Origin of the sequence: Geobacillus sp. LEMMY01 (assembly GCF_002042905.1) — a bacterium.
Taxonomy (GTDB): domain Bacteria; phylum Bacillota; class Bacilli; order Bacillales; family Anoxybacillaceae; genus Geobacillus; species Geobacillus proteiniphilus.
Genome location: NZ_MVKA01000007.1, coordinates 84,072 through 108,015 on the forward strand (window position 1 = coordinate 84,072; position 23,944 = coordinate 108,015).

The 23,944-nt window shown below is 53.7% G+C and carries 22 protein-coding genes, 1 pseudogene and 2 riboswitches; of the genes and pseudogenes, 10 read left to right on the plus strand and 13 right to left on the minus strand.

Annotated elements, in window-relative coordinates; all coding sequences use genetic code 11:
* Nucleotides 1-11: 11 nt before the first annotated feature.
* From B1A75_RS05125 to B1A75_RS05140, 4 genes are all read right to left on the minus strand, one after another.
* Nucleotides 12-644, minus strand: a complete 633-nt coding sequence (locus B1A75_RS05125; RefSeq protein WP_074042976.1) for a methylthioribulose 1-phosphate dehydratase — start codon at nt 642-644, stop codon at nt 12-14.
* On the minus strand, nt 641-1,303 hold the full coding sequence (gene mtnX / locus B1A75_RS05130) for a 2-hydroxy-3-keto-5-methylthiopentenyl-1-phosphate phosphatase (RefSeq protein WP_074042977.1): 663 nt from the start codon (nt 1,301-1,303) through the stop codon (nt 641-643). Before mtnX ends, B1A75_RS05125 begins: the two co-directional genes overlap by 4 nt.
* Complete coding sequence (gene mtnW, locus B1A75_RS05135) at nt 1,300-2,541, minus strand: 2,3-diketo-5-methylthiopentyl-1-phosphate enolase (RefSeq protein ID WP_079935857.1); 1,242 nt, start codon at nt 2,539-2,541, stop codon at nt 1,300-1,302. Before mtnW ends, mtnX begins: the two co-directional genes overlap by 4 nt.
* 71 nt (nt 2,542-2,612) lie before the next feature.
* A riboswitch (SAM riboswitch) is annotated at nt 2,613-2,721 on the minus strand.
* Between the two features lie 84 nt (nt 2,722-2,805).
* Entirely contained in the window at nt 2,806-3,993 is a 1,188-nt protein-coding gene (locus B1A75_RS05140) for a pyridoxal phosphate-dependent aminotransferase (RefSeq protein ID WP_074043010.1), read from the minus strand.
* A gap of 97 nt (nt 3,994-4,090) precedes the next feature.
* Here B1A75_RS05140 and B1A75_RS05145 point away from each other — a divergent pair, with 97 nt between their 5' ends.
* The 6 genes from B1A75_RS05145 (at nt 4,091) to B1A75_RS05170 (ending at nt 11,294) form a co-directional block, all read left to right on the plus strand.
* Nucleotides 4,091-4,903 carry a carbon-nitrogen family hydrolase gene (locus B1A75_RS05145; RefSeq protein ID WP_079935858.1) on the plus strand — a complete coding sequence of 271 codons (813 nt, stop codon included), beginning with the start codon at nt 4,091-4,093 and terminating at the stop codon, nt 4,901-4,903.
* A 94-nt stretch (nt 4,904-4,997) separates the two neighbouring features.
* A riboswitch (SAM riboswitch) is annotated at nt 4,998-5,166 on the plus strand.
* Between the two features lie 139 nt (nt 5,167-5,305).
* The gene (mtnK, locus tag B1A75_RS05150; protein ID WP_074042980.1) at nt 5,306-6,496 is read left to right on the plus strand and encodes an S-methyl-5-thioribose kinase; all 1,191 of its coding nucleotides are present in this window, start codon (nt 5,306-5,308) and stop codon (nt 6,494-6,496) included.
* Nucleotides 6,497-6,577: 81 nt separating this feature from the next.
* Nucleotides 6,578-7,645, plus strand: a complete 1,068-nt coding sequence (gene mtnA, locus B1A75_RS05155) for an S-methyl-5-thioribose-1-phosphate isomerase (RefSeq protein WP_079935864.1) — start codon at nt 6,578-6,580, stop codon at nt 7,643-7,645.
* On the plus strand, nt 7,632-8,792 hold the full coding sequence (locus tag B1A75_RS05160; RefSeq protein WP_074042981.1) for a sugar ABC transporter substrate-binding protein: 1,161 nt from the start codon (nt 7,632-7,634) through the stop codon (nt 8,790-8,792). The genes mtnA and B1A75_RS05160 overlap by 14 nt, the downstream gene beginning before the upstream one ends.
* Nucleotides 8,789-10,339 (plus strand): sugar ABC transporter ATP-binding protein, encoded by a 1,551-nt coding sequence (locus B1A75_RS05165; protein WP_079935859.1) that lies wholly within the window; start codon nt 8,789-8,791, stop codon nt 10,337-10,339. The genes B1A75_RS05160 and B1A75_RS05165 overlap by 4 nt, the downstream gene beginning before the upstream one ends.
* Complete coding sequence (locus tag B1A75_RS05170) at nt 10,281-11,294, plus strand: ABC transporter permease (RefSeq protein WP_074042983.1); 1,014 nt, start codon at nt 10,281-10,283, stop codon at nt 11,292-11,294. The genes B1A75_RS05165 and B1A75_RS05170 overlap by 59 nt, the downstream gene beginning before the upstream one ends.
* Nucleotides 11,295-11,468: 174 nt before the next feature.
* Here B1A75_RS05170 and B1A75_RS05175 read toward each other — a convergent pair.
* Together B1A75_RS05175 and B1A75_RS05180 are read right to left on the minus strand one after the other, a co-directional pair.
* A pseudogene (locus tag B1A75_RS05175) lies at nt 11,469-11,960 on the minus strand (methylated-DNA--[protein]-cysteine S-methyltransferase); the annotation flags it as partial.
* Nucleotides 11,950-14,166 carry a PAS domain-containing sensor histidine kinase gene (locus B1A75_RS05180; protein ID WP_074042984.1) on the minus strand — a complete coding sequence of 739 codons (2,217 nt, stop codon included), beginning with the start codon at nt 14,164-14,166 and terminating at the stop codon, nt 11,950-11,952. The gene B1A75_RS05180 and the pseudogene B1A75_RS05175, both read right to left, overlap by 11 nt.
* A 444-nt stretch (nt 14,167-14,610) precedes the next feature.
* Here B1A75_RS05180 and B1A75_RS05190 point away from each other — a divergent pair, with 444 nt between their 5' ends.
* Nucleotides 14,611-16,383: a B12-binding domain-containing radical SAM protein gene (locus B1A75_RS05190; RefSeq protein WP_079935860.1), complete on the plus strand. Its 1,773-nt coding sequence runs from the start codon at nt 14,611-14,613 to the stop codon at nt 16,381-16,383.
* Nucleotides 16,384-16,462: 79 nt separating this feature from the next.
* On the opposite strand, the gene B1A75_RS19790 is transcribed toward B1A75_RS05190, so the two are convergent.
* The 4 genes from B1A75_RS19790 to B1A75_RS05200 form a co-directional block, all read right to left on the minus strand.
* Nucleotides 16,463-16,615, minus strand: coding sequence for a hypothetical protein (locus B1A75_RS19790; RefSeq protein ID WP_167367364.1), 153 nt, complete (start codon nt 16,613-16,615; stop codon nt 16,463-16,465).
* Complete coding sequence (locus B1A75_RS19795) at nt 16,608-16,775, minus strand: hypothetical protein (protein ID WP_011230441.1); 168 nt, start codon at nt 16,773-16,775, stop codon at nt 16,608-16,610. The genes B1A75_RS19790 and B1A75_RS19795 overlap by 8 nt, the downstream gene beginning before the upstream one ends.
* The gene (locus B1A75_RS19800) at nt 16,772-16,927 is read right to left on the minus strand and encodes a hypothetical protein (protein ID WP_013523245.1); all 156 of its coding nucleotides are present in this window, start codon (nt 16,925-16,927) and stop codon (nt 16,772-16,774) included. The genes B1A75_RS19795 and B1A75_RS19800 overlap by 4 nt, the downstream gene beginning before the upstream one ends.
* A 216-nt stretch (nt 16,928-17,143) precedes the next feature.
* Nucleotides 17,144-18,391 carry an MFS transporter gene (locus B1A75_RS05200; RefSeq protein ID WP_042381302.1) on the minus strand — a complete coding sequence of 416 codons (1,248 nt, stop codon included), beginning with the start codon at nt 18,389-18,391 and terminating at the stop codon, nt 17,144-17,146.
* Between the two features lie 276 nt (nt 18,392-18,667).
* On the opposite strand from B1A75_RS05200, the gene B1A75_RS05205 reads away from it, so the two are divergent.
* Nucleotides 18,668-18,868 (plus strand): alpha/beta-type small acid-soluble spore protein, encoded by a 201-nt coding sequence (locus B1A75_RS05205; RefSeq protein ID WP_074042987.1) that lies wholly within the window; start codon nt 18,668-18,670, stop codon nt 18,866-18,868.
* A 12-nt stretch (nt 18,869-18,880) separates the two neighbouring features.
* On the opposite strand, the gene B1A75_RS05210 is transcribed toward B1A75_RS05205, so the two are convergent.
* Genes B1A75_RS05210 through bcaP form a run of 3 tightly spaced genes read right to left on the minus strand, consistent with a single transcriptional unit; the run spans nt 18,881 to nt 21,630 of the window.
* Nucleotides 18,881-19,924, minus strand: a complete 1,044-nt coding sequence (locus B1A75_RS05210) for an anti-sigma factor domain-containing protein (RefSeq protein WP_239691173.1) — start codon at nt 19,922-19,924, stop codon at nt 18,881-18,883.
* A gap of 39 nt (nt 19,925-19,963) precedes the next feature.
* The gene (locus B1A75_RS05215; protein WP_042382606.1) at nt 19,964-20,218 is read right to left on the minus strand and encodes a hypothetical protein; all 255 of its coding nucleotides are present in this window, start codon (nt 20,216-20,218) and stop codon (nt 19,964-19,966) included.
* Nucleotides 20,215-21,630, minus strand: a complete 1,416-nt coding sequence (gene bcaP, locus B1A75_RS05220) for a branched-chain amino acid transporter BcaP (protein WP_074042989.1) — start codon at nt 21,628-21,630, stop codon at nt 20,215-20,217. The genes B1A75_RS05215 and bcaP overlap by 4 nt, the downstream gene beginning before the upstream one ends.
* Nucleotides 21,631-21,952: 322 nt before the next feature.
* On the opposite strand from bcaP, the gene B1A75_RS05225 reads away from it, so the two are divergent.
* Together B1A75_RS05225 and B1A75_RS05230 are read left to right on the plus strand one after the other, a co-directional pair.
* On the plus strand, nt 21,953-22,294 hold the full coding sequence (locus B1A75_RS05225; protein ID WP_042382602.1) for a DUF485 domain-containing protein: 342 nt from the start codon (nt 21,953-21,955) through the stop codon (nt 22,292-22,294).
* Nucleotides 22,294-23,829: a solute symporter family protein gene (locus B1A75_RS05230; RefSeq protein ID WP_042382600.1), complete on the plus strand. Its 1,536-nt coding sequence runs from the start codon at nt 22,294-22,296 to the stop codon at nt 23,827-23,829. The genes B1A75_RS05225 and B1A75_RS05230 overlap by 1 nt, the downstream gene beginning before the upstream one ends.
* Nucleotides 23,830-23,944: the final 115 nt, after the last annotated feature.

Below are 23,944 nucleotides of genomic sequence, written 5' to 3' on the forward strand. Positions count from 1 at the left end.
ATGCATATGGATTAGCCAACCGGCAGGCCGGTCCGCTGCAAAAGCAGCCGTTTCACCTGCCAGCGGAACAAAAACTCCCATGCTTCCAAATGTTTTTTCGCTTCAAACGCCGTACGCCCCCAGACCGTGATGCCGTGGTTTTGGATCAACACGGCGCCGGCGTCGCCATGAACATAGTTCGCAAACTCCCGAGCGAGCGTCGGAATGTCGGCGTAATTGTCAATGATCGGGATGCGCACTGCGGCATTTTCCTCCCAAATGCCGAACGCCTTGATGATTTCTTGGCCGGAAAAAACGGCTTCCCCGTTTTGCGCATACAGTTCAGAAATCAAGTTGTTGTCCACGGTATGAACGTGCAGGACGCAGCCGGCATTCGTCCGTCCGTAAATTTCCGCGTGCAAGAGCGTCTCGGCCGATGGCTTCAAGTGCGTGTCCTCCGCCGGTTTTCCGGCGGCGTCAACGAGCAGAAAATCCTCGTCCGTTTGCTTCCGCTTATCCTTGCCGCTCGCCGTCACCAAAAACGTCAACGGGTCGTCCGTCACCTTGATCGACAAATTGCCGCTTGTCGCGAAAAACCAGTCGCGGGCGGCGAGCTCGGCTTTCACTTCCGCGAGCTCGTTCCACTTTTTCACGACGATGCTCATACGATCACCTCCATTCGCTGCAACGCATCAATCACGTCAAAAAACGTCGCAAACGGCGCATGCGGCAAGCCGAGCTCTTGGCATTTTTGGAGCAGAAAATCGCGCGCCAGCACGTAATCCGCTTGCTTCGCCACCGCTAAATCCGTAATCGAATCGCCGATGACGACATGGTACCCGTCCGGGCGGGCAAGCTTGCGAAGGAGCGATGGCTTGCAGCAGCCGCAGCCGTTTTGGCACTCACCGTCGCACGCATGCGGCCATGTAATGCGAATCGTCTCGCCGCTGAAATCGGAGCCGTTGCAAAAAATGCGCTCCGGTTCAATGAGCCCTTCAAGCAGCGGATAGACGAAAAAGTCAATGCCGCCGCTGACGATATAAAGCGGGATTCCCCGCTCTTTCGTAAACGCGACAAACTCTCGGAATCCCGCGCGCAACCGGGCGGTGCACCGCAGGAAATCCACAATTTCATCCTTCAACGTGGACGGAAGGAGGGAAAACATCTTCCCGACTCCTTCCTGAACGGAAATGCGCTCAGCGAGAACGTCGTCTTTTAACGCCTCCCACTCCGGCGGAGCGAACTGTTTCATAATGGCGATGATGTTGTCGTTTTCCGTAATTGTGCCGTCAAAATCACAAAAGAGAACGAGCTGTTTCGTCATGCTTCCACCTCAACGACGCCCCAGCGGTCGATCGCTTTTTGCAGCGCTTCGTTTTCTGCTGCCGCCGCACGAAGCGGACGGCCGGCCAGCACCGCGTCGATCGCCGCGCGAAACGCCCGTCCGCCACCGATCGCCCCGTCCGGATGGCCGTGGATGCCGCCGCCGGCGTTGACGATGCTGTCAAGGCCGAAATCGCGGATGATGAGCGGCACCAATCCCGGGTGAATGCCGGCCGACGGCACCGGAAACGCCCGAGCGAACGGCTCTTGGTCGTCGGTGAGCGCCCTTGCGATGCCAAGCGCCTGCTCACGCTCCAAGGCGACGCTGCCATACGGCGACGGGAACAGGACAAAGTCGGCGCCGGCGAGCCGCAAAAGCTTTCCAAGCCAAAGTGAAGGAGCCACCCCATAAAACTCCGACGGCGTAACGGCGCCGCTGAACGCCGGGTGAGCCATAATCGGCACCGCAATCTCCTCGTCTTCACGCAACGCTTGCAGCACGTCAAGCCCATAAGCGAAGACGTTAAACAACAGCACATCGGCGCCAAGCTCGGCGGCTCGTTTCGCTTTGTCCTTTAACGCAAACGTTTTGCCGGTCAAGTTGACGGCATACAACGTCCGCTTGCCCGTTTGTTCGTACACTTCCTGAAGCGCCGCTTTGCCCTCGGTGATCCGCTTTTCAAACGGCAACAGCTCGCTGTCAAACAAAATTTCATCGTCTTTGACCAGGTCAACGCCGCCGAGCGCCTGTTTTTTCAATTCCGACGTCAAGTACGCCAAATCACGGCCGATGATGCCTTTAAAAATGCTCATCAACAGTGGGCGGTTATGCACCCCGACTTTCTCGCGAATGCCGGCGATGCCAAAGCGCGGCCCGGGAAACTGTTGCTTCCATTCATCCGGAAACTCTAAATCAAGCAGCCGCACTTCCCCATCAAGCGACAATTTGCCAAACGTCGTCACCAACAGAGCCGGCAAATCGGCGCTGAAGTTGACTGTCGGGTAGGCGATTTTCACGATCGCCCGCTTCAGCCGCTTGCCGAAATACGCGTTTACCCGCTCGCTTTCGTCAAGCTCTTCGATCGCAACGACTTCCCCTTTATGTTTGCGGAGCTGCTCTTGCTCTAATGCCGGCAAGTCCGTCCATGTGCCAACCGTCAAGCCGAGCGCGATCCCTTCCGCCTTTTTCCGAATGTCTGTTTCATCATGAAGCAAATACGTTGCAATCACTGCACTCATCGTTCATCCCTCTCAATCTCGAAATAAAAACGCCTCTTCATAAGAAGAGGCGTCACTCATCCATGGCGCTCTTCTTATCTCTCAGCGTTTCCGCTGCAAGAATTAGCACCGTGCTTGGCGCGCGCCAAGCCGGTTGCCGGGCTTCATTGGGCTCGTCCCTCCGCCTGCTCTTGATAAGAAAGCCTGCTTGTTTATGCACTTGTCAAACGATTGGCAAATTTACTTTGAATTATGACATCACCGATTGGCGTTGTCAATCATTTTTCAAAAATTTTTTTCAAACAATCCGAGGCGGCCGATCCGCTCCGCTGCTTCGCGAAGCCGCGCTTCATCGGTCAAGAGGCCGACGCGCACATACCCTTCGCCGTGCTCGCCGAACCCGATGCCCGGTGCGACGGCGACATGCGCCCGCTCAAGCAGCATGTCGGCAAACTGTGCGGATGATATGCCTTTTGGCAGCGGAAGCCAAGCGAAAAACGACCCGGATGGCGCCGGCGCTTCCCAGCCGATCTCGCAGAGCGCAGCGATGAACGCATTGCGGCGCGCCTCATACAATGCGACCAGCTCCGTGACACAATCTTGCGGACCAAGGAGCGCAGCAGCGGCCGCTTCCTGGATGGCGCCGAACAAGCTGACATACAAATGATCCTGAAGCAGCTCAAGCGCCCGAATGATCCGCTCGTTGCCGACGGCAAACGCCACACGCCAGCCGGCCATATTGTATGTTTTCGAAAACGTATAAATTTCGACGCCGACGTCTTTCGCCCCATCGACTTCCAGGAAGCTGACCGGTTTCCGGCCGTCAAAGCCGATCGCCCCATAAGCGAAATCGTGCACGACGGCAATGCCGTACTTGGCGGCAAACGCCACCGTCTCCGCGAAAAATTCCTTTGTCGCCGTCGCGCCGGTCGGATTGTTCGGATAGTTTAAAAACATGAGCTTCGCTCGGTCGGCCACTGCCGCCGGAATGGCTTCATAGTCCGGCAAAAAACCGTTTTCCGCAACAAGCGGCATCATTTCCATCCGCGCGCGGGCAAGCGCGATCCCCGACCAATAGTCCGGATAGCCCGGATCCGGGACAAGCACCACATCGCCCGGGTTGACGAGGCAAAGCGGCAGCTCGACAAGCCCGGCCTTGCCGCCGAACAAAATGGCGACTTCGCGGTCTGGATCGATGTTCACCCCGTATTCACGCGCGTAAAACGCGGCGATGGCTTCTTTCAAAAAGAAGTAGCCTTGAAACGGCGAATATTTATGATATTTCGGATTGGCCGCCGCCCGCTGCATCGCCTCAACGATATGCTTTGGCGTCGGCTGATCCGGGTTGCCTTGCCCTAAATTGATCACGTCGCATCCGGCCTTGATTTTCTCCCCGACTTTCGCGACAAGCGAGGCGAAAAATTGCTTCGGCAACTGCTCAAGCAGCTCGGAAAAAGGAATTTCGATCGTCATCGCCCACACCTTCTTAAAAAATTCTTGAAATTCTAGTGCAACATCATATATCGTAAAAAGCAAAATGTAAAGCAAAATTTTTTCGAGGTGAAAACTCATGACGATCCGCATCGCCTGCCTTCAGCTTGACATTGCGTTTGGCGACCCGAACGAAAACGAACGGCGCGCGGAAAGCGCCATTGAATCGGCCGTCAAGGACGGCGCGAATATCATCGTGCTGCCGGAATTATGGACGACCGGCTACGATTTGACGCGCCTAGATGAGATTGCCGACGAAGGCGCCGAACGGGCGAAAGCGTTCGCCTCCCGCCTAGCGCAAGCACACAGCATCCATCTCGTCGCCGGCTCGGTCGCTAAAAAAACAACAACCGGCGTGACGAACACGATGATCGTAGCTGACCGGAGCGGTCAAATCGTCAGTGAATATAGCAAACTCCATCTGTTCCAATTGATGGATGAACATTTGTATTTGCAGCCGGGAAGCAGCTTAGGCTTGTTTTCGCTCGACGGGCTTTCATGCGCCGGGGTCATTTGCTATGATATCCGCTTTCCGGAGTGGATTCGCGCCCATGTTTTGGCTGGGGCGGAAGTGCTTTTTGTCGTCGCCGAATGGCCGCTTCCCCGCCTGCACCATTGGCGGACGCTCCTGATGGCGCGGGCGATTGAAAACCAATGCTACGTCATCGCCTGCAACCGGGCGGGGCGCGACCCGAACAACGTGTTCGCCGGCCATTCGCTCATCATCGACCCATGGGGCGAAGTGATCGCCGAGGCGGATGAGAAGCCTGGCATTGTCGCGGCGGACATTGATCCTGCACTCGTTGCGGACGTCCGTACGCGCATCCCGGTGTTTGCCGACCGCCGGCCGCATGACTACGAAGCGGCAAAAAAATTTTTCAAAACGTATTGACAATCGATTGATCGACCATGTATCATTCGAATCAAACAACCAAACGATTGATAACATCGTGAAAATTGCAAAAACTGAATACGAGAAATCGGTACTCTTATCAAGAGTTGGCTGAGGGAATTGGCCCAATGAAGCCCAGCAACCGACCGTAATACTATCGTGAGATAGGGCGCACGCCAAGGGCGGCGCCGGAAGCGTCATGCTTCCGCAGGGCACGGTGCTAAGTCCAACAGAAAGACCGATGTCTTTCTGAAAGATAAGAGGCGCGAAGAACGAATGAATCTTCAAGCCTCTTTCCGTATGCGAAAGAGGCTTTTTCATTTGCCGGAAACGCCGAGTTTTTAGCGCGCGTCAGAACCGGCATTTGAAAACGAGCGAAATGAAAAAAGGGGGAACAAGGAAATGACCACTGTTCAAACATCGGTTTACGAACCGCTGACCGAACCGAAGGCGGTGGCGCTCGCTGTCCGCCTCGGCTTATTCCGCGACGGGGCGCCGCTTGCATGCCGCGAGATCGGCGACGGGAACTTGAACCTTGTCTTTCATATCGTCGATCAAGAAACGAAACAAGGCGTCATCATCAAACAAGCGTTGCCGTACGCCAAAGTTGTCGGCGAAAGCTGGCCGCTCACGTTAAAGCGCGCCGTCATTGAAAGCAACGCGCTGCGCACGTTTGCGAGCTACGTGCCGCAATACGTGCCGAAAGTCTACTATTCTGACGAATCGCTCGCCATTACGGTGATGGAAGACTTATCCCGTTTGCAAATCGCCCGCAAAGGGCTGATCGAAGGGAAAACGTATCCGCTTTTGTCCCAGCATATCGGCGAGTTTGTCGCCAAAACGGCGTTTTATACGTCTGACTTCGGCATGAACCAGCAAGAGAAAAAGAAATTGGCGCAAAGCTTCGTCAATCCGGAACTGTGCAAAATTACCGAAGACCTCGTCTTCACCGACCCGTTTTTTGACCATGAAACGAACAACTTTGAAGACGAATTGCGCCCAGACGTTGAAGCGCTTTGGCGCGATGACCGCCTCCACCTAGAAGCAGCAAAGCTGAAGCGCAAGTTTTTAACCGAAGCCGATGTGCTCTTGCATGGCGATTTGCATACCGGCAGCATTTTCGCCAGCGATGACGAAACGAAAGTGATCGACCCGGAATTCGCCTTTTACGGTCCGATCGGGTTTGACCTTGGCCAATTTTTCGCCAATTTGCTGTTAAATGCGTTGTCCCGCCCTGAATTAGAGCGCCAACCGCTCTTTGACCACATCAACCGGACATGGGACGTCTTTGCGTCCGTGTTCTCAAACCTTTGGCGCACCGAGAGCGTGGAAACGTACGCCGCGACGCCGGGCTTGCTCGAGGACGTGCTTCGGCACGCGTTCATCGACGCCGTCGGCTTTGCCGGCTGCGAAGTCATCCGCCGGACGATCGGCCTCGCCCACGTCGCCGACCTTGACGGCATTGAGCAAAAAGAGGTGCGCCTTGCTGCCAAGCGGCATGCGCTCCGCCTCGGCCGCCGCTTGATCGTAGAGCGGGCTGAATTGACGGGAACAGACGGCTTCCGCCGGCTGTTTGCCGAAACGGAACGATAATGACATACAATCGTCCGGGTCTCGATGCAAGATGCGCGGCGCTGACCCGGACAAACCAAAAAAAGAGAAAGGAAGATGGCGATGAGCACCTTTGCCATCCCACGCTCCGTTGAATGGCGCGAGACACATGTGACGATTTTAAACCAACAAAAGCTTCCGTCCATCATCGAATATATCGACTTGCACACTCTGGAAGACGTCTATGAGGCGATTGCCACGCTGAAAGTGCGCGGCGCGCCGGCGATCGGCATCACCGCCGCCTATGGCCTGGCGCTTGCCGCTTTAAGCTATGACACCGAATCGCTCGATGAATTCCGCCGCCGCTTGAAACGAGATCGTGACTACCTAGCCAGCGCCCGGCCGACCGCCGTCAACTTGTTTTGGGCGCTCGATCGGCTCGTCACCGTTGCGGCCGACGCCCTTTCCGTCAACGAGGCAAAAACGGCGCTCATCCATAAGGCGATCCGCATTCAAGTGGAAGATGAGGATGTGTGCCGCCGCATCGGCGAATACGCGTTGTCGCTCTTTCGTCCGGGCGATCGGGTGATGACGATCTGCAACGCCGGCTCGATCGCCACCGCCCGCTACGGAACGGCGCTCGCCCCGTTTTATTTGGCGAAAGAAAAAGGAATTGAACTATCCGTTTACGCTCTCGAGACGCGGCCGGTGTTGCAAGGGGCGCGCCTGACCGCTTGGGAACTGATGCAAGCGGGCGTTGATGTGACGCTCATCACCGACAACATGGCAGCGCAAACGATCAAGGCGAAAGGCATTGGCGCCATCATCGTCGGCGCCGACCGGATCGCGCAAAACGGCGATACGGCGAACAAAATCGGCACGTTCGGCCTGGCCTTGCTCGCGAAGTCGTTTGGCATTCCGTTTTACGTCGCTGCGCCGTTGTCCACGATCGATTTGGCGACGAAAACAGGTGCGGACATCCCGATCGAAGAGCGCCATCCGGATGAAGTGACCCACATCGCCGGCGTGCGCATCGCCCCGGAAGGCGTCAACGTATACAATCCGGCGTTTGACGTGACGCCAAACGAACTCATTACCGCGATCATCACCGAAAAAGGCATCGTCCGCGGCGACTACAACGCAACACTGCCATCATTATTCACAAAGGAGGAGCAACATGAAGCGATTTAAGGCCTTATCTTTCCTTTTTCTTCTTTTCTTTGCCGTGTTCTCGATCTCAGCCGGCTGCACAAACGAGCAAGATGCCGTGAGCTCCAAGCCAGCCAACGAAGCGAAGACCACAAACAACAAAACGGAAACGACATCCAGCCACTCGACGGCAACAAGCGACGAGCAAGCGTCCATTCCGGAAAAGCTGAAAAAGCCGGTGAAAATCGCCGCCATTATGCAAATGTCGATCGGCACGTTCTCATCGCAATACATCGCCGGCGTCAAAGAACAAGTGCAAAAATTCGGCGGCGAAGTGCAAATTTACAACGCCGACAACGATTTGACGAAAATGGCATCGTACGTCGAGACGGCCATTACGCAAAATGTTGACGCCATTTTGCTTGACCACGGCCGCGCCGATGCGCTCGAGGGTCCGGTGAAAAAAGCGGTCGAAAAAGGAATCCCGGTCGTCGCATTTGATAACGACCTAAACATTCCGGGCGTCACCGTCATCGACCAAGACGACTACAGCCTCGCTTGGAAAACATTAAAAACGCTCGCGGAAGACTTAAACGGGGAAGGCAACATCGTCACGATTTGGGTCGGCGGCTTTACCCCGATGGAACGCCGCCATGTCATTTATGACGCGTTCAAAAAACGCTATCCGAACATTAAAGAAATCGCCAAGTTCGGCACGGCGAGCGCCAACACAGCTTTGGACACACAAACGCAGATGGAAGCGATTTTGAAAAAATATCCGAACAAAGGCGACATTGACGCTGTCTTCGCAACTTGGGACGAGTTCGCCAAAGGGGCGACGCGCGCCATCGAGCAAGCCGGGCGCACGGAAATTAAAGTGTACGGCATCGATTTAAGCGATGAAGACTTGCAAATGATCCAAAAACCGAACAGCCCGTGGGTGGCGACAACGGCGACCGACCCAGCCGAAGTCGGCCGCGTCCAAGTGCGCTTCGCGTATCAAAAAATTGCCGGCGAAAAAACGCCGAACATTTACTCGCTCGAGCCGCATTTAGTGAAACGGTCCGACCTTCCGGACAAACAAGTGTCGATGAATGAGCTATCGCAATACATTCCGGGCTGGGGGCAATCGAATGTCGCCATCTCGCCGTGGATGAAAACGTTGGAGGCTCAGGTGAACAAAAAATGAACGGGTTGTCAATGCGGGGCATGGAAAAATCGTTTGGCGCCGTGCGCGTGCTTGACGGCGTGAACTTTGACGTCCGCCCGGGCGAAGTTCACGCCCTTTTAGGCATGAACGGCGCCGGCAAAAGCACGCTCATGAACATTTTAGCCGGCGCCATTCCGCCCGATGCTGGTACGATCACGATCGACGGTACGATATACACGTTTTCATCGCCGCGCGAAGCAAAACAAGCCGGCATCGGCCTCGTCGTTCAAGAAGTTGACACAGCGCTCTTTCCCGGCTTGCCGATTTACGAAAATGTAGCGGCGGACGAGTTCGTCCATGTGAAGCAACGGCCGATTCGCTCGTTGCGTCAAGAAAAAGAGCGGGCCGCCGCCCTGCTTCGCCGCGTCGGCCTGTCGTTGCCGCCGACGAAATTGGTTCGCGACTGCTCGCTCCATGAAAAGCAGCTGATTGTGCTCGCCAAAGTGCTGTCATCCAACGCGCGCTATATCATCCTAGACGAACCGACGGCCGCCTTAAGCGAGGCGGAAACAAGGCGTCTGTTTGCCATCATCGATGAACTGAAGCAGCAAGGCGTCGGCTTTATTTACATCTCTCATAAGCTGAAAGAAGTTCAGGAGATCGCTGACCGGCTGACGATTTTGCGCGACGGCCGCGTCGTCTATCACGGCGGCGCCCGCAGCCTGCCGCTTGAGGACATCGTCCTTCATATGACTGGAACGAAGCGGACCGCCGCCGCGAAACAAGCACGCACATACGGAAGCGACATCGCGTTTGCCGCCCGCGGAATTTTGATCGACAAAACCGAGACAACAGTCGACCTATACGCCCACCGCGGCGAAATCGTCGGCATCGCTGGCCTCGTCGGCGCCGGCAAGACGGAGCTTGCCGAAAGCCTCATCGCCCACCGGAACACATCCGGCGAGTGGGAGATTGATGGCAGACGCTATGTGTTCTCATCGCCTTATGAAGCCATCGACGCCGGCCTTTGCCTCATCCCGGAAGAACGGCGCAAACAAGGGTTGTTTTTGCCCGAGTCAGTGAAAACGAACTTGACCGTCCGCCTTCTTTCCCGCCTGTCGCGCTGGCAATGGATCAGCCGGGCGAAAGAAGCGGCTGAAGCCGACGGGCTCGTCCGCTCGCTAGGTGTTCATCCGCCGTCAAGCACCACCGTCGTTCGCCACTTGAGCGGCGGCAATCAACAAAAAGTCGTCATCGGCAAATGGCTCAACACAAACGCACGCGTCTTTTTGTTTGACGAACCGACCAAAGGGATCGACGTCCATGCGAAGCAAGAGGTGTTTTCCATCATTCGCTCCCTCGCCGATCAAGGGAAAACGGTGTTGTATTTCTCAAGCGAATTTCATGAGCTGCTGGAAGTTTGTGACACAGTTTATATCATGGTCGATGGCCGGTTGCTCGCCCGCCTGCCGGCCGCTGAACTGACGTATGAACAGCTCGTTTACTATTGCAGCGGAGGTGAGATCCATGAGCCAGCCAGCCGTTTCCGCGACGCCGTCGAAAAAAACGGCGCCGTCCATTCTTGAATTGTTGTATAAACACGGCACCTTGTTGGCCATTCTTGCCGTTATCGCCTACTTCGGCATCACGCAAGACCGATTTTTTACGTATGAAAACTTCAGTGACATTTTGCGGTCCATTTCGATCGTGACGCTCGTGGCGATCGGCATTACGTTTTCGCTCATCGTCGATGGCTTCGATTTGTCCGTCGGCTCGACGGTGAGCCTAGCAACGATCGCGAGCGCAGCGGCGCTCGTTTTATATCGCCAAGAAATTTTCGTCACCTTGCTCGTGCCGCTGTTGCTCGGCATTGCTGTTGGGCTTTTGAACTCGCTATTGATCGTCAAATTCAAGCTGCCGGACTTGCTCGCGACGTTGGCGACGATGTACGCCATTAACGGCGTGCAGCTCACCTATACGAAAGGGTTTTCGATCTACAACGACATGCCGCTGCCCGATGGCGGCACGGCGCCGGGCAAATTCATTCCTTCCTTTTTATTTATCGGCCAAGGAGAGCTGTTCGGCGTGCCGTTTTCTGTCTTGCTTATGCTGTTTGTCGTCATTGCCGCTCATCTGTTTTTAACGTACACGAAACCCGGCCGCCTCTTTTATTTGACCGGGGAAAACCGCGAGGCGGCAAGGCTCTCAGGCATCCCGGTCAACCGCTATCGGACATATGCATACGTCATCAGCGGGTTTTTTGCGGCCTTAGGCGGCATCGTCCTTGCCTCGCGCATCGGCACCGGGCAAGTGTCGGCCGGCGCCTCGCTTTTAATGGACAGCGTCGCCGCCGCCTACATCGGCTTTTCCGTCTTTGGCGCCGGCAAGCCGAACGTCATCGGCACATTGTTCGGCTCGATTTTAATGGGCGTGTTGCTGAACGGCTTGACGATGATGAACGTTCCGTATTACGCCCAAGACATTATAAAAGGCGCCATTTTAGTCGGCGCCCTCGCCTTGTCGCATTGGCAAAAAAAATAACGCCCGATCTCCGCCCCCGTGGATGTCGCCCCCGGGGGCAGACGCGTTTTTCTAGGCAAGCGGCTAGGCACTTTCCTTCCCGCCTGCTCAACGCAGCGTCTGTGTCTTTCCTCGTCTGCGCGCAACGCCGCCCGAACCGATGCCTGTTCCGCGAACTGAAAAGCAACCGCCTCTCTGCTTGTAGCGCCGCTCAAGCTCCAACAGCTTCGCCTTCACATCGGTGCGGCTTCCGGCATAGCCAATGAGAGCGCCGTTTTTGCCGACAACACGGTGGCACGGAACGAGAATCGACAGTTCATTCGCCCGGTTTGCCTGGCCGACGGCGCGCACCGCTTTCGGGCGGCCGATTTGCGCGGCGATGTCAGCGTATGTCGCCGTCTCGCCATACGGGATGCGGCAAAGCGCCGCCCACACCTCTTCTTGGAAGGCTGTTCCCTTCCACTTCAGCGGCAAGTCAAATGCTTGGCGTCGACCGTGGAAATACTCATCCAGCTGCCTAAGCGCGCGTTCAAGAAGCGGCGACTGGCTTTTGACAGCCGGATGTTCGCCGGCGAACGCGCGCCATTCTTCTGGAAACAGCTCGACTTTGACAATCGCGTCGCCGTCGGAGGCGATGTAAATGTCGCCGAGCAGCTCTGAGCGGTATACTGCATATTCAATCGTCATCGTCGTCCTCTCTTTCCATTCGTTCGATCGGCAGCGTGATATGGAACGTCGTGCCGACGCCGACTTCGCTTTCCACTTCAATTTTCCCTTGGTGCTCTTCTATGATTTTATAGCTGACCATCAAGCCGAGGCCGGTGCCGCGTTCTTTCGTCGTATAAAACGGCTCGCCAAGCTTTTTGATTTTATCTTTTGGAATGCCGCATCCTTGGTCGGTGATGGAGATGCGCACATAGCACCCGGCGCGGGTGATGCGCACCGTAATGTCCCCGCCTTTTGGCATCACTTCGATGGCGTTTTTCAAAATATTGATGAACACTTGCTTCAGCTGGTTCGGCTCGCAATACACCGGCGGCAGCCCGCGCTCGAAGTCGGCGATGATTTGCACGTTGTGCATCATCGCTTGGGCGCTGATCAAATCGATCGTATCTTGCATAATTTTGCAGATATCATTTTGTTTGTACTGCACCGCCTGGGGCTTCGCTAGGACAAGAAACTCGGTGATGATCGACTCAATCCGCTTCAATTCCGACATAATGACATTAAAATACATCGAATAGTCGCCGTCAATGCTTCCTTGCAACAGCTGAATGAAGCCCTTTAGCGCCGTCATCGGATTGCGGATTTCATGGGCGATGCCGGCAGCCAATTCCCCGACGACGTTGAGCGTATCCGACTTGCGCAGCTGCAGCTCCATCTCCTTGCGCTCGGTCACATCGCGCAGCATCATCATCCCGACGCCGGGAATCACTTCCTTTTTCAGTGAAAACTCAATAATTCTCCCTTTTCCCTCGTCGAAAAATTCGACCTCGCCGCTCGCTTCGCCGGTGCGTTGGCATTGTTGAAGCAGCTTATTGAGCTGGCGGCGCGCCCGCTCCGGAACGAGCTCGACCACCATCCGGCCAAGCAGCGCCTCCTTTTCGGCGGAAAAAATGCCGCAGACAACCGGATTGGCGTCGATGATCCGATGCTGCGCATCCCAAAGCAAAATGCCATCCATCGCATGATCGAAAATGCTCCGGAACTTTTGCTCGCTTTCGCGCAACTCGCGCTCGATTTTCCGCCGCTCGCTCACATTGCGGAAAATCGTCAGGTGGTACCCGTCGATCGCTCCTTTTTTCATTGTGAACTCGAGCTGCTTATCCTCACCGTTCGGCATATGAAACGTCAGCTCGTCACGGATTTCCCCTTTGCGGCGGAACTCGCTGAAAATGCGTTTCACCTTTTCGTCCCCATAGTCGACAAAATCAAACAAATTGCGGCGCACAAGCAAATTCAAGGGCAGCTCAAACGTCCGGCTCGCCGCCGGATTGGCGTTCAATATGTAGCCAAAATCGTCCCAAATGAGGATCGCCTCATGCGCTTGTTCGAAAATAGCCCGGAACCGTTCTTCGCTTTTTTGCAACTTGATTTCCATATTTTTTCTTTCTGTCACATCGCGCATAATGGCCATGTAAAACCCGCTATAGACGTTGGAAGTCGCCGTCAGCTCAAACATTTTCACCGTTCCGTCCGGGCGGACAAGCGACAACTCGCCTTTGGCCGTTCCCTTTTCTTTCACTTCCGCGAGCAGCCGAGCGAACTCATTGGCGCATTCGCGGGCGACGAACTGCTGAAACGACAAATTGAGCAGTTTGCCTTTTTCCAAGTTCAAGCTCATCGAAAACGCCGGATTGACATCGATAAACCGCCCAAATTCATCGAAAATGACGATGCCGTCAACGGCGCGGTTGAATACGTCGCGAAACAAAAACTCATGAATGATGCGTTCGCGCTCAAGCGCCTTATGGGCTGAGATGTCGCGCATCATGACAAGGTCAAATTCGTCGAACACATCCTTTTTCATCGAAAATTCCACATGCTTCACTTTGCCGTCCGGCAGCTTGATGAGCAGTTCATCGCTGAACGAACCGAACTTTTGCAGCATCGAGCGCTGAAACAGCAAAATATCGGGCGGCACGAGTTCGAGGAACGAAGAAAACGAATGGCCGATCAACGAAAACTTATCCATCTCAAACAGCTTGCACGCCGCTTCGTTCACATCGACAAATTCACCGTTTTTATTTAAAATAACGATCGCATCGAGCGACCGCTCGAAAATGACCGAATAGCTGTTCAACCGCTCTTTTAGCCGCCGATTTTCCTCTTCAAGCAACCGCACATCCGGCGATGCATTTTGTTCTTCCCGAGGAGAAAGGCTTTGGGCCATATCCATCTCTCCTTGTCTATTCAAACCATATCAACTAAATATATATTCGCTATGGAAAAATTTACTCCTCCTTTAATTCACGAAGATTTTCGAAAAATCTTTTCCGCAATGTTCGACAAGTTTTTTTGCTTCTTTGTTTGGCTAAACTGCATTATAATAATAAGGTTAGTATGAATCATAGATGCAGCGAAAAAGGGCAACAGATCCTTGACGAAAAAACAACTTTGTCTATTTTCTCGGCTGACAAAACCAAACCTGTAACTTTCCTCCGTCGCGCCAAGAAGCGATGGAAGATCGAACAATCACCCACTTTACGCCCTATGCGTCGGTCAGGAAGCGTTGTTGCTCACCCGCCCGACAGTCAATCAAAGGCCGATTGGCTCTGTAAAAGCTGCAAATGAAAAAGTTTCAAATTGCATCTATCAGCAAAGGGGTTTTGCTGCGATGAACATCGTCTGTACAACATTAAACGCGAAATACATTCATATGAATTTGGCCATCCGCTATTTAAAAGCATACGCACAGCCAGAGTTTGACGTCAAGCTCGTTGAATATACGATCAAAGACCCGGTGCTGAACATTGTGACGGATTTGTACCAACGCCGTCCGGATGTCGTCGGTTTCAGCTGCTACATTTGGAATATTGAAGAGACGATCAAAGTCGTTAAGCTGTTGAAAAAAGCAGCTCCGGACGTCATCATCGTCGCTGGCGGCCCGGAAGTGTCGTACGATGTGCGCGAATGGATGGAACAAGTGCCGGAGTTTGATTTTATCGTCATCGGTGAAGGAGAAGAAACGTTTAAACAGCTGCTCTTTGCCTTAGAAGGCCGCAAAGAAGTGGCTGATGTCGCGGGGCTGGCGTTTCGCGATGGAGACCGCATCGTCATGAATCCACAACGGAACAAGCTCCGCCTTGCTGATATGCCGTCGCCGTTTCGCTTTCCGGAAGACATCCCACATCTTCCGAACCGGATCATCTATGTGGAGACAAGCCGCGGCTGCCCGTTCAGCTGCCAATTTTGCCTGTCCTCGATTGAAGTAGGTGTCCGCTATTTTGACCGTGAAAAAATTAAGGATGATTTGCGCTATTTAATGAAGCACGGAGCGCGGACGATCAAGTTCGTCGACCGGACGTTCAACATCAGCCGCAGCTATGCAATGGACATGTTTCGCTTTTTAATTGACGAACATGTACCGGGAACGGTATTTCAGTTTGAAATTACCGCCGACATTATGCGCCCGGAGGTCATCGAGTTTTTAAACAAGGAGGCGCCGCCCGGGCTGTTCCGCTTTGAAATCGGCGTCCAGTCGACAAACGACGAAGTGAACCGTCTCATTATGCGCAAGCAAAACTTCGCCAAGCTGGCGCGAACGGTGACGATGATTAAAGAAGGCGGGAAAATCGCCCAGCATTTGGATTTGATCGCCGGTCTGCCCGAAGAAGACTACAACTCGTTCCGAAAGACGTTTAACGACGTGTTCGCCCTTCGCCCGGAAGAACTGCAGCTTGGCTTTTTGAAACTGCTGCGCGGCACTGGGCTGCGCCTGCGCGCCGAGGAGTACGGCTATGTGTATATGGACCATGCGCCATACGAAGTGCTCGCCAACAACGTCTTGTCGTTTGATGACGTCATCCGCATCAAGCAAGTGGAAGACGTGCTCGAAAAGTATTGGAACGCCCATCGAATGAACGAAACGATCGAGTACTTGGTGACCGATGTGTTCCCATCGCCGTTTGACTTTTTCCAGCAGTTTGGCGCGTATTGGGATGAGCGCGGCTGGGCGCGCATCGGCCATCAGCTTGAGGATTTATTCCGCCGCTTGCATGAGTTTTTACGTACGTGTGCGTCAGATGCCTTGCCTGTCGCCGAATCGCTCATGAAATACGACTACTTGCGTGGACAAAAGCATAAGCCGCGCAAGCCGTGGTGGGAAGAAAAAACGGAGAAAACGACGCGCACGACCGTCTACCGCGCGCTGCTTGAGCGCCCCGAGGCGCTTGGGGAGGACTTTGCCGCCCTCGGGCTCGGGGAAAAGGAATTGTTTAAACATACGGTCGTTGAAATCGTGCCGGTCGATGTCGGCCGCTATATCGCCGCGAAGCAGCTCTCGTTTGCGCCAACGGCCATCGTCGCCTATTTCGACCCGTCTGGCACAGGAGCTACGGTCTTTTCTGCACCGCTTTCCACCCTGTTCACGTCATCCGCATCGGCTTGAACGCCCAAGCGAAAAAGAGCGCTGTTTCCAGCGCTCTTCTTTGTCCGCCCACCGATCCAATCCCATCAAAACGGCAGCCTCACCGCGGCGGCTCTTTTTGTTTTGTCTCCTTCTCCTTTGCTTGCTTTTGCTCCTCGATCAGCCAAAACGGCTGATAAGCAGCGAAATCGCCCCATTCAAACGCTATTTCTTCATTCGTTCGAGCGGGCCGCTCCTTATGCTCTTTACCCATCGCCGCCTCCTTGGCGCCCTTTTTTCGAATTGCGGTTCGCGCCGCGGATCATGTCCTCCTCGCCGGCGTATTGTGCCGCAAATTCGGTATCCGGCAAACTTTCCGTTGGCGTTTTATTGTTGTTTTTCGCTGCGTCAAATTTCACTTTTCGCTTCATCATCGTTTCGTCTCCTCCTCATCAACCGTTTTCCGCTCATAAGCGACAAGCACAATTTCTTCTCCTGTTTCTTCACGCAGCCGCTGTTCGAGCTGCTGGAGTTGGCGAAGCGTCCCGTCATGAAGACGGGCGACTGGAAATGCGACGTTGGCCACACCCATCCTCCTTTCGCATTTTTTCTTATCATGCCTCGTTCAGGTGCGTTTTATCATAGTTCCGAAAGAAGACTCCCGCTTCAAGCAAAGCGAAGCGGGAGTAGTTCACGCGTCTCCATAGCCGGTACATCTTCCGTCTGTCATCATCTGATCCAGAGGCTTTCATTCGGCAAGAAAGAGGGAAATTGAAAACGCCCCACTGTCCCATATTTCCCTTCATGACAGCTTTTCTCTTTGAGCGTGTTCTGGATGAATGAGCCAAACAGCCATGCTACCGGCGATCAGTGCTAGTGCGCTGAGCACCAAAAGAAGCCAACTTGCACCATTTTTCATCAGCCATGCCGCCAGCGGCGGTCCGGCAGCCACCCCGATAAATCGAAGTGAACTGTAAAATGACGTCACCGTCCCACGCTCGCTTCTCTCAATTCCTTCCGTAATCAGCGCATCCAGGCATGGAAGCGCGGCGCCAATGCCGATGCCGGCAGCCGAAAACAACGCCATCCAAACAGAGAGAGACGGATGAAACGAAATGATGGCCAACGATGCAGCTGACAAGAGGCAACCGGCGACCGCTCCCCATTTCATCCGTTTTTTCCGGTCGCCAATCGCCTTCCCAGCGGCAAATGAGGCGAGGCAGAGCGCTCCGAGCGGGATGGCGAGCATCCATCCTTTCTTGATTCCATCAATGCGATAAACGTCTTCAAGACGGTTGGAAAGAAAAAACAAAAAGGCAAATAACACGAGCATCAATAAACCACCGATCATAAAAACACCAACAAGCCAGCGCCCTTCACGGCGGAAAATCGCCGCCACCGCTGCGGCAAAATCCCGAAACGGCTGCGGCTGCTCCCGCCGCACCGACGCTTGGACGGACCAAATCATCAGCGCCGCTGACAGCAGACAAAAGACGGGAAACGAAAAAAACGGCAAAAACCAAACAATCCCGGCCAGCATCGCCCCGAGAATCGGGCTCAACACTTTGCCAAACGTATTCGCCGTTTCAACCACTCCCAACCAGCGGCTCGCCTCATCATCATCCGGAAACAAATCACCAACAAGCGGCAAAACGATCGGAAACGCCCCTGCCGCCCCGAGCCCTTGCAACATGCGCCCGGCAATCATCCATCCGTACGGGTCTTCCATCCGCCAAGCGGCCCACCCGGCCAGCCCCCCGCCAGCGGCCGCCAACAAGAGGCTCGGAATGATTACCTTTTTCCTCCCGATGCGGTCGCTCATATAACCGGTCAGCGGAATCAATAAAATGGCGACAACGGAATACATCGTAACGAACAAACTCGATTGCAGCGGCGTAATGCCGAGCTCTCTTTCCATCACCGGCAGCACCGGGATAAGCATCGAATTGCCCAACGTCATCACAAGCGGAATTGAGGCGAGCGCAGCGACCGCCCATCCCCGCCCAGTCTGTCTTTCCGTCCGTTTTGGCAGCCGCATCGTCCATTCCATCGCTTTAGGTTCCTTTCCTACTTGAGTCTATATTTCACCTAATATGATGTACGTTTTTTCGTACAGCATGCGGCTTAAAAGTGTAAATGGCCCTCACTCAAATGACTGATCGTCTGTTCTCTGCATGCATATGAGTGAGCCGAAAACAAATAGGGATGGAAGCTTGTGAATCGCGTTTTGGCTCCTCCCCCTTTAATTCCCACCAATACCTTGTGGTCCATTCGCCTATACTAATCATGCCACACCAAAATAATAATGATAAAGGAGGCAGACACTATGGCACGCGGAAGCAACAAACTGCTTGTTCCAGGCATCGAACAAGCGTTGGAACAAATTAAGTACGAAATCGCCCAAGAGTTTGGCGTACAGCTCGGGGCTGGCACGGTTTCGCGCGCCAACGGCTCCGTCGGCGGAGAAATTACGAAACGGCTTGTCGCCCAAGCGCAAAGCGAGCTGGCAGGCCGAAAAACGGAATAAAGCCGAGCGGAATCACTCGGCTTTTTTCGTTTTGGCATCCATCGCTTTCGAATGGCGGTGGGCGTCGGCTGGGCGGCGATGTCCCTCCTTGCCGCTGTCGCCCCCATTCTCCTTTTTCTTTTCATAATGAGCGCCTGGCCGCAGCGGACGGGCGTTCCCATGGCTTTTCCATTTCGCATAACTCTCTTTTTCAGGAGAAAGGCTTCCTTTGGTCGGATGAGAATGTTTCTGCTTGCGCGGCGGCTGTTTTTCGTTTTTTGATGGCTTCGGGTTTGACTCGTTATGGTTCTGTTTCTTTGACGGCTGTTGTGTCGGTTGTTCTTTGGCCGCTGGCGTTTTGTTTTCTTTTTCTCCGCCTTTGGCCTTATCTTTCCAATCTTCTCCTTTCCGGCCGTTTCCATCTGCCGAGCGGACAGATGCTGGCGCAGCCGGTTTCACCTTTTTCTCGATTTGCAATAGTTTTCCGGTTGTCATCCCCCGTTTGACAGCTTGGTTGCGCACTGCCATCGTACTATTGGCCGTGGTAATGACAATCCGGTCATCCGCCACTGACCGCTGGATTTCCGCGAGCGCTGCAGACAGCTTCCGCGCCGAAGAGGCGTCGCGCTCCCTCTCCACCGTCGTAATAAGCACTTCCCCGCCTTTCTTTAAATACCCCTTTTGTTCGCTTAACGCAATGATTTGTTTCGTTACCGAAGAAAACGGTTGACGTTTCCATGAAGGAAGCGCCGCCAGCACCTTCTTTCCTTCCTCATTGTAAGCCTTCAGCGTCAACACGCGCAGCTCCGCGTCGACGCCCGCTTCCATGCTTGGGTTGATGTCGATCGACATGTATGCGTACACCGCATTGGAAGGCCATTGAATCCAAGTCGCCAGAAGCACCGTGGCCGCCGTTAGAACGCTTATGAGCGCATATCGAAACGAACGGCGGCGAAACGGAAAAGGACGGCCAACCGCATTCGCTTTGACCTCTTCTCCAATCTCGCATTCTTTTTCTTTTTTCAATCGGAGAAATTCCCCTTCCGGCGTCAATACAGTGACGAACTCTTCATCCAACTCCAGAACACTTATACAAGCCGGACTGACGCTCGTTCTTTATACTATTCGCACATCGTAAACCAAATATGGCCGTCGTTCAAAGGGAATTTTTTCAAAATGTGCAAGTGAACACAGGTCCCCAAAAGAACCCAACGCCGCCGAGCACACGCCTTCCAGCGGCAAAAAATCAGGTGTTTTTCCCATCTTAATGAAAAAGGGGTGAAACGCGGTGTTGCCGAAAAGTTTGACGAAATGGAAAAAGGGGCTGTTTCCCCATTGGGACAGCCCCCTTTTCATTGTTTGGCCGCTCATCCAGCCTTTTCTTCAGTCCGTGCCATTTCATTCAGCTCACTATGCTTGCGGCCGTAGATAAAGTAAATAACTAAACCGATCAACAACCACGAGACAAAACCGATCCATGTCGTCGCCGGAAGCTGAAGAACGAGGTAGCCGCAGAATAAGACAGCCAAAATCGGAACGACCGGGACAAACGGAACGCGGAATGCCCGCTTTAAGTCCGGTTGCGTTTTACGCAACACCAACACGCCGATCGAGACGGTGATAAAGGCAAAGAGCGTACCGATGTTCGTCAGTTCCGCCAATTTGTTGAGCGGGATGATGCCGGCGAATACCGAAACGGCCGCTCCAGTCAGCCACGTGTTCACATACGGCACTTGGCGGGTCGGGCTGATGCGAGCAAACACTTTCGGCAGCAAACCGTCGCGGCTGATGGCGTAGAAGAGACGCGTCTGCCCATACATCATCACAAGGAGCACGGTCGTAATGCCGGCGATCGCTCCAAGCGAAATAAAGCCGGCGACCCAGTCTTGGTGGATATAGTTTAACGCAAACGCCACCGGGTTTTTCACGTTGAGCTGCTCGTACGGAACGATGCCTGTCAATACGAGCGAAACCGCAATATACAACAATGTGCACACAAGCAACGAGACGATGATGCCAATCGGCATGTTGCGCTGCGGATTGCGCACTTCCTCCGCCGCAGTCGACACTGCATCAAAGCCGATGTAAGCGAAAAACACCGTCGCGGCGCCGGTCGCCACGCCAGAGAATCCATACGGCATAAACGGCGTCCAGTTTTCCGGCTTGACATACCAAACGCCAACCGCCAAGAAAAGCAAGATGACAGCCACTTTAATAAAGACGACGATCGTATTGAAACGGGCTGATTTTTTTGCGCCCAAGTTCAACAAAAATGTAATGAACAAAATGATGAGAATGGCCGGCAAATCGATGAACGTTCCTTTCGCCGGATCATACGCACTCGTCAACGCCTTCGGCAGCTCGATGCCAAAACCAGCAAGCAGCCCTTGAAAATAGCCGGACCAACCGACGGCGACCGCCGACGAAGCAACCCCGTATTCCAAAATCAAATCCCAGCCTAAAATCCAAGCGAATAATTCACCGAATGTCGCATAGCTGTATGTGTATGCGCTCCCAGACACTGGGACCGTCGAGGCGAACTCAGCGTAACAAAGCGCCGCAAACACGCATGCCAATCCGGATAAAATGAACGAAAGAACAAGAGCTGGACCGGCATGTTCCGCCGCCGCCACCCCGGTCAGGACGAAAATGCCTGTCCCAATAATGGCGCCGATGCCGAGCATCGTCAAGTCGAAGGCGCCTAGCTCTTTTCGCAGCGAGGCTCCTTTCACTCCCGATTCTTTCATGAGCAACTGAATCGGTTTTTTACGAAACAAATTCATAGATGTCTCCCCTTGTCGTTTTTTGTAGAAAATTGTTGAATTTTATTGTCGAATACAGTTGTCATTCTACATGATCCTTGTTTTTTTGTAAAGTGCGAAAATAAGAAAAACAACAAAAAAATTTTTCCCTTTGACGCAGCAAAGCTAAAAAAACTATTTTAATAAATATCAAAAAAAACAATTTACAAATTTTTCAGATAAATATATAATAAGTGTGTGACAAATTTGTGACAGAAGGGAGGAAGATTGCCCCTGTTGTATTACAGGTTCTGTCGCTCCGCTTTTATGAAAACGCTTTAAACACGAACGAGGAGGGATCACTATGGCAGTGAAAAAGGAATCGTTGGCTGGACAGGCGGGCATCAACTATGAAGCAATCGCCCAATCCGCTTCGTTCCGTGGGCTCGTTCAGGCGAAGAAACGATTTATCATTCCAGCGACCATCTTTTTCTTCGTCTTTTACTTCGCCCTTCCAGTGTTGACGTCCTACTCGAAAGCGTTGAATGCGCCGGCGGTCGGGCCGGTCAGCTGGGCTTGGCTGTTTGCCTTTGCGCAATTTGTCATGACATGGGCCTTATGCATCCTTTATTCGAAGCGCGCTGCGCAATTGGATGAAATCGTCGAGCAAGTGAAGCGAGAAGCGCAGGAAGGGGGAAACGCCTAATGCACGGGTTGGCCTTTTTCCTCTTCCTCGTCATCGTCGCCTTGACGCTCGTCATTACGTACTACGCCTCAAAGCGAACGAAAACGACGAGCGAATTTTACACCGCTGACAGCAGCCTCACCGGTTGGCAAAACGGGCTCGCCATCGCCGGCGACTATATGTCCGCGGCATCCTTCTTAGGAATTGCCGGCATGATCGCACTGACTGGATTTGACGGCTTCTTTTACAGCATCGGCTTCCTTGTCGCCTATCTTGTCGTCTTATACATCGTTGCCGAGCCGCTTCGCAACCTCGGCAAGTACACGATGGCCGATATGATCGCCGCCCGTTTTGATGATAAGAAAGTGCGCGGCGTCGCTGCTTTGAATACGATCGCCATCTCGATCTTCTATATGATCGCCCAGCTTGTCGGCGCCGGCGGCCTCATCAAGCTTCTGTTGGGCTTAGACTACGTTTATTCCGTCTTGATCGTCGGCGTTTTGATGACGGTGTACGTCGTCTTCGGCGGCATGACAGCAACGAGCTGGGTGCAAATCGTCAAAGCCGTCTTATTGATGGTCGGTACGTTTATCATTTCCATCATCGTCTTTGCTAAATTCGATTTCAGCATCGCCAAAATGTTCCATGAAGTCAAAACCGCGACACCGCTTGGCGAAGCGTTTTTAAACCCGGGCAACAAGTTTAAAGATCCTCTTGACACGATTTCATTAAACTTGGCGCTCGTTTTGGGGACGGCCGGGCTGCCGCACATTTTGATCCGCTTCTTTACGGTCAAAGACGCCCCGACTGCGCGCAAATCGGTCGTTTATGCGACATGGATCATCGGGATTTTCTACGTAATGACGATCTTTTTAGGGTTTGGCGCCGCCGCGTTTGTCGGCTATGACAAAATCGTCGCCGCCAACCCGGCCGGCAATATGGCCGCCCCGCTGTTGGCAGAAGCCCTTGGCGGAGATTTCTTGTTCGCTTTCGTCTCTGCCGTAGCGTTTGCGACCATTTTGGCGGTTGTCGCCGGGCTTGTTCTGTCAGCCGCCTCGGCGTTTGCCCATGACTTTTACAGCCATATTTTGCGGCGCGGCCAAGCGACGGAAAAAGAACAAATGCTCGCTGCCCGCTGGGCATCGGTCGGCGTTTCCGTATTATCGATTTTGTTAGCGCTGTTCGCGCAAAAAATGAACGTCGCCTTCCTCGTGTCGCTCGCGTTTGCCGTCGCGGCGAGCGCCAACTTGCCGACGATCGTCTTTACGATTTTCTGGCGCCGCTTTAACACCACCGGAGCAATTACAGGTATGCTGGTCGGGCTCATCAGCGCCTTAGTGCTCGTCTTCTTCAGCCCGAACGTCTGGTCGCCGCAGCCGGGTGCCGCCATTTTCGTTGGCGAACCGCTCTTTAAGCTTGCCAACCCCGGCATCATCTCGATTCCGCTCGGCTTTATCGGCGCCATCGTCGGCACGCTCGTCTCGTCGAAAAAAGCAGATGAAAAGAAATATACGGAAATTGTCGTCAAAGCGAATACCGGGATCGGGCGCGTGTAACACAACGAAGAAGGGGCTGATCCAAAACGCGAATGCGTTTTGGGTCAGCCCCAATTAGCAGTATTTCATCAATTTTTTGCTCAACTCCAAGAAATTTTCGGCATCACTAACGTCA

Excerpts from the sequence above, each read along its gene's own strand:
- B1A75_RS05230 (WP_042382600.1), top strand. The coding sequence starts at position 22,294 with ATGCACGGGTTGGCCTTTTTCCTCTTCCTCGTCATCGTCGCCTTGACG.
- B1A75_RS05200 (WP_042381302.1), bottom strand. The coding sequence starts at position 18,391 with ATGGAATGGACGATGCGGCTGCCAAAACGGACGGAAAGACAGACTGGG.
- B1A75_RS05225 (WP_042382602.1), top strand. The coding sequence starts at position 21,953 with ATGGCAGTGAAAAAGGAATCGTTGGCTGGACAGGCGGGCATCAACTAT.
- B1A75_RS05160 (WP_074042981.1), top strand. The coding sequence starts at position 7,632 with ATGAAGCGATTTAAGGCCTTATCTTTCCTTTTTCTTCTTTTCTTTGCC.
- B1A75_RS05170 (WP_074042983.1), top strand. The coding sequence starts at position 10,281 with ATGAGCCAGCCAGCCGTTTCCGCGACGCCGTCGAAAAAAACGGCGCCG.
- B1A75_RS05165 (WP_079935859.1), top strand. The coding sequence starts at position 8,789 with ATGAACGGGTTGTCAATGCGGGGCATGGAAAAATCGTTTGGCGCCGTG.
- B1A75_RS05145 (WP_079935858.1), top strand. The coding sequence starts at position 4,091 with ATGACGATCCGCATCGCCTGCCTTCAGCTTGACATTGCGTTTGGCGAC.
- mtnK (WP_074042980.1), top strand. The coding sequence starts at position 5,306 with ATGACCACTGTTCAAACATCGGTTTACGAACCGCTGACCGAACCGAAG.
- B1A75_RS05205 (WP_074042987.1), top strand. The coding sequence starts at position 18,668 with ATGGCACGCGGAAGCAACAAACTGCTTGTTCCAGGCATCGAACAAGCG.
- B1A75_RS19795 (WP_011230441.1), bottom strand. The coding sequence starts at position 16,775 with ATGATGAAGCGAAAAGTGAAATTTGACGCAGCGAAAAACAACAATAAA.
- B1A75_RS05140 (WP_074043010.1), bottom strand. The coding sequence starts at position 3,993 with ATGACGATCGAAATTCCTTTTTCCGAGCTGCTTGAGCAGTTGCCGAAG.
- B1A75_RS05125 (WP_074042976.1), bottom strand. The coding sequence starts at position 644 with ATGAGCATCGTCGTGAAAAAGTGGAACGAGCTCGCGGAAGTGAAAGCC.
- bcaP (WP_074042989.1), bottom strand. The coding sequence starts at position 21,630 with ATGAATTTGTTTCGTAAAAAACCGATTCAGTTGCTCATGAAAGAATCG.
- B1A75_RS05215 (WP_042382606.1), bottom strand. The coding sequence starts at position 20,218 with ATGAGCGGCCAAACAATGAAAAGGGGGCTGTCCCAATGGGGAAACAGC.
- mtnX (WP_074042977.1), bottom strand. The coding sequence starts at position 1,303 with ATGACGAAACAGCTCGTTCTCTTTTGTGATTTTGACGGCACAATTACG.
- mtnA (WP_079935864.1), top strand. The coding sequence starts at position 6,578 with ATGAGCACCTTTGCCATCCCACGCTCCGTTGAATGGCGCGAGACACAT.
- B1A75_RS05180 (WP_074042984.1), bottom strand. The coding sequence starts at position 14,166 with ATGGCCCAAAGCCTTTCTCCTCGGGAAGAACAAAATGCATCGCCGGAT.
- mtnW (WP_079935857.1), bottom strand. The coding sequence starts at position 2,541 with ATGAGTGCAGTGATTGCAACGTATTTGCTTCATGATGAAACAGACATT.
- B1A75_RS05190 (WP_079935860.1), top strand. The coding sequence starts at position 14,611 with ATGAACATCGTCTGTACAACATTAAACGCGAAATACATTCATATGAAT.
- B1A75_RS19790 (WP_167367364.1), bottom strand. The coding sequence starts at position 16,615 with ATGGGTAAAGAGCATAAGGAGCGGCCCGCTCGAACGAATGAAGAAATA.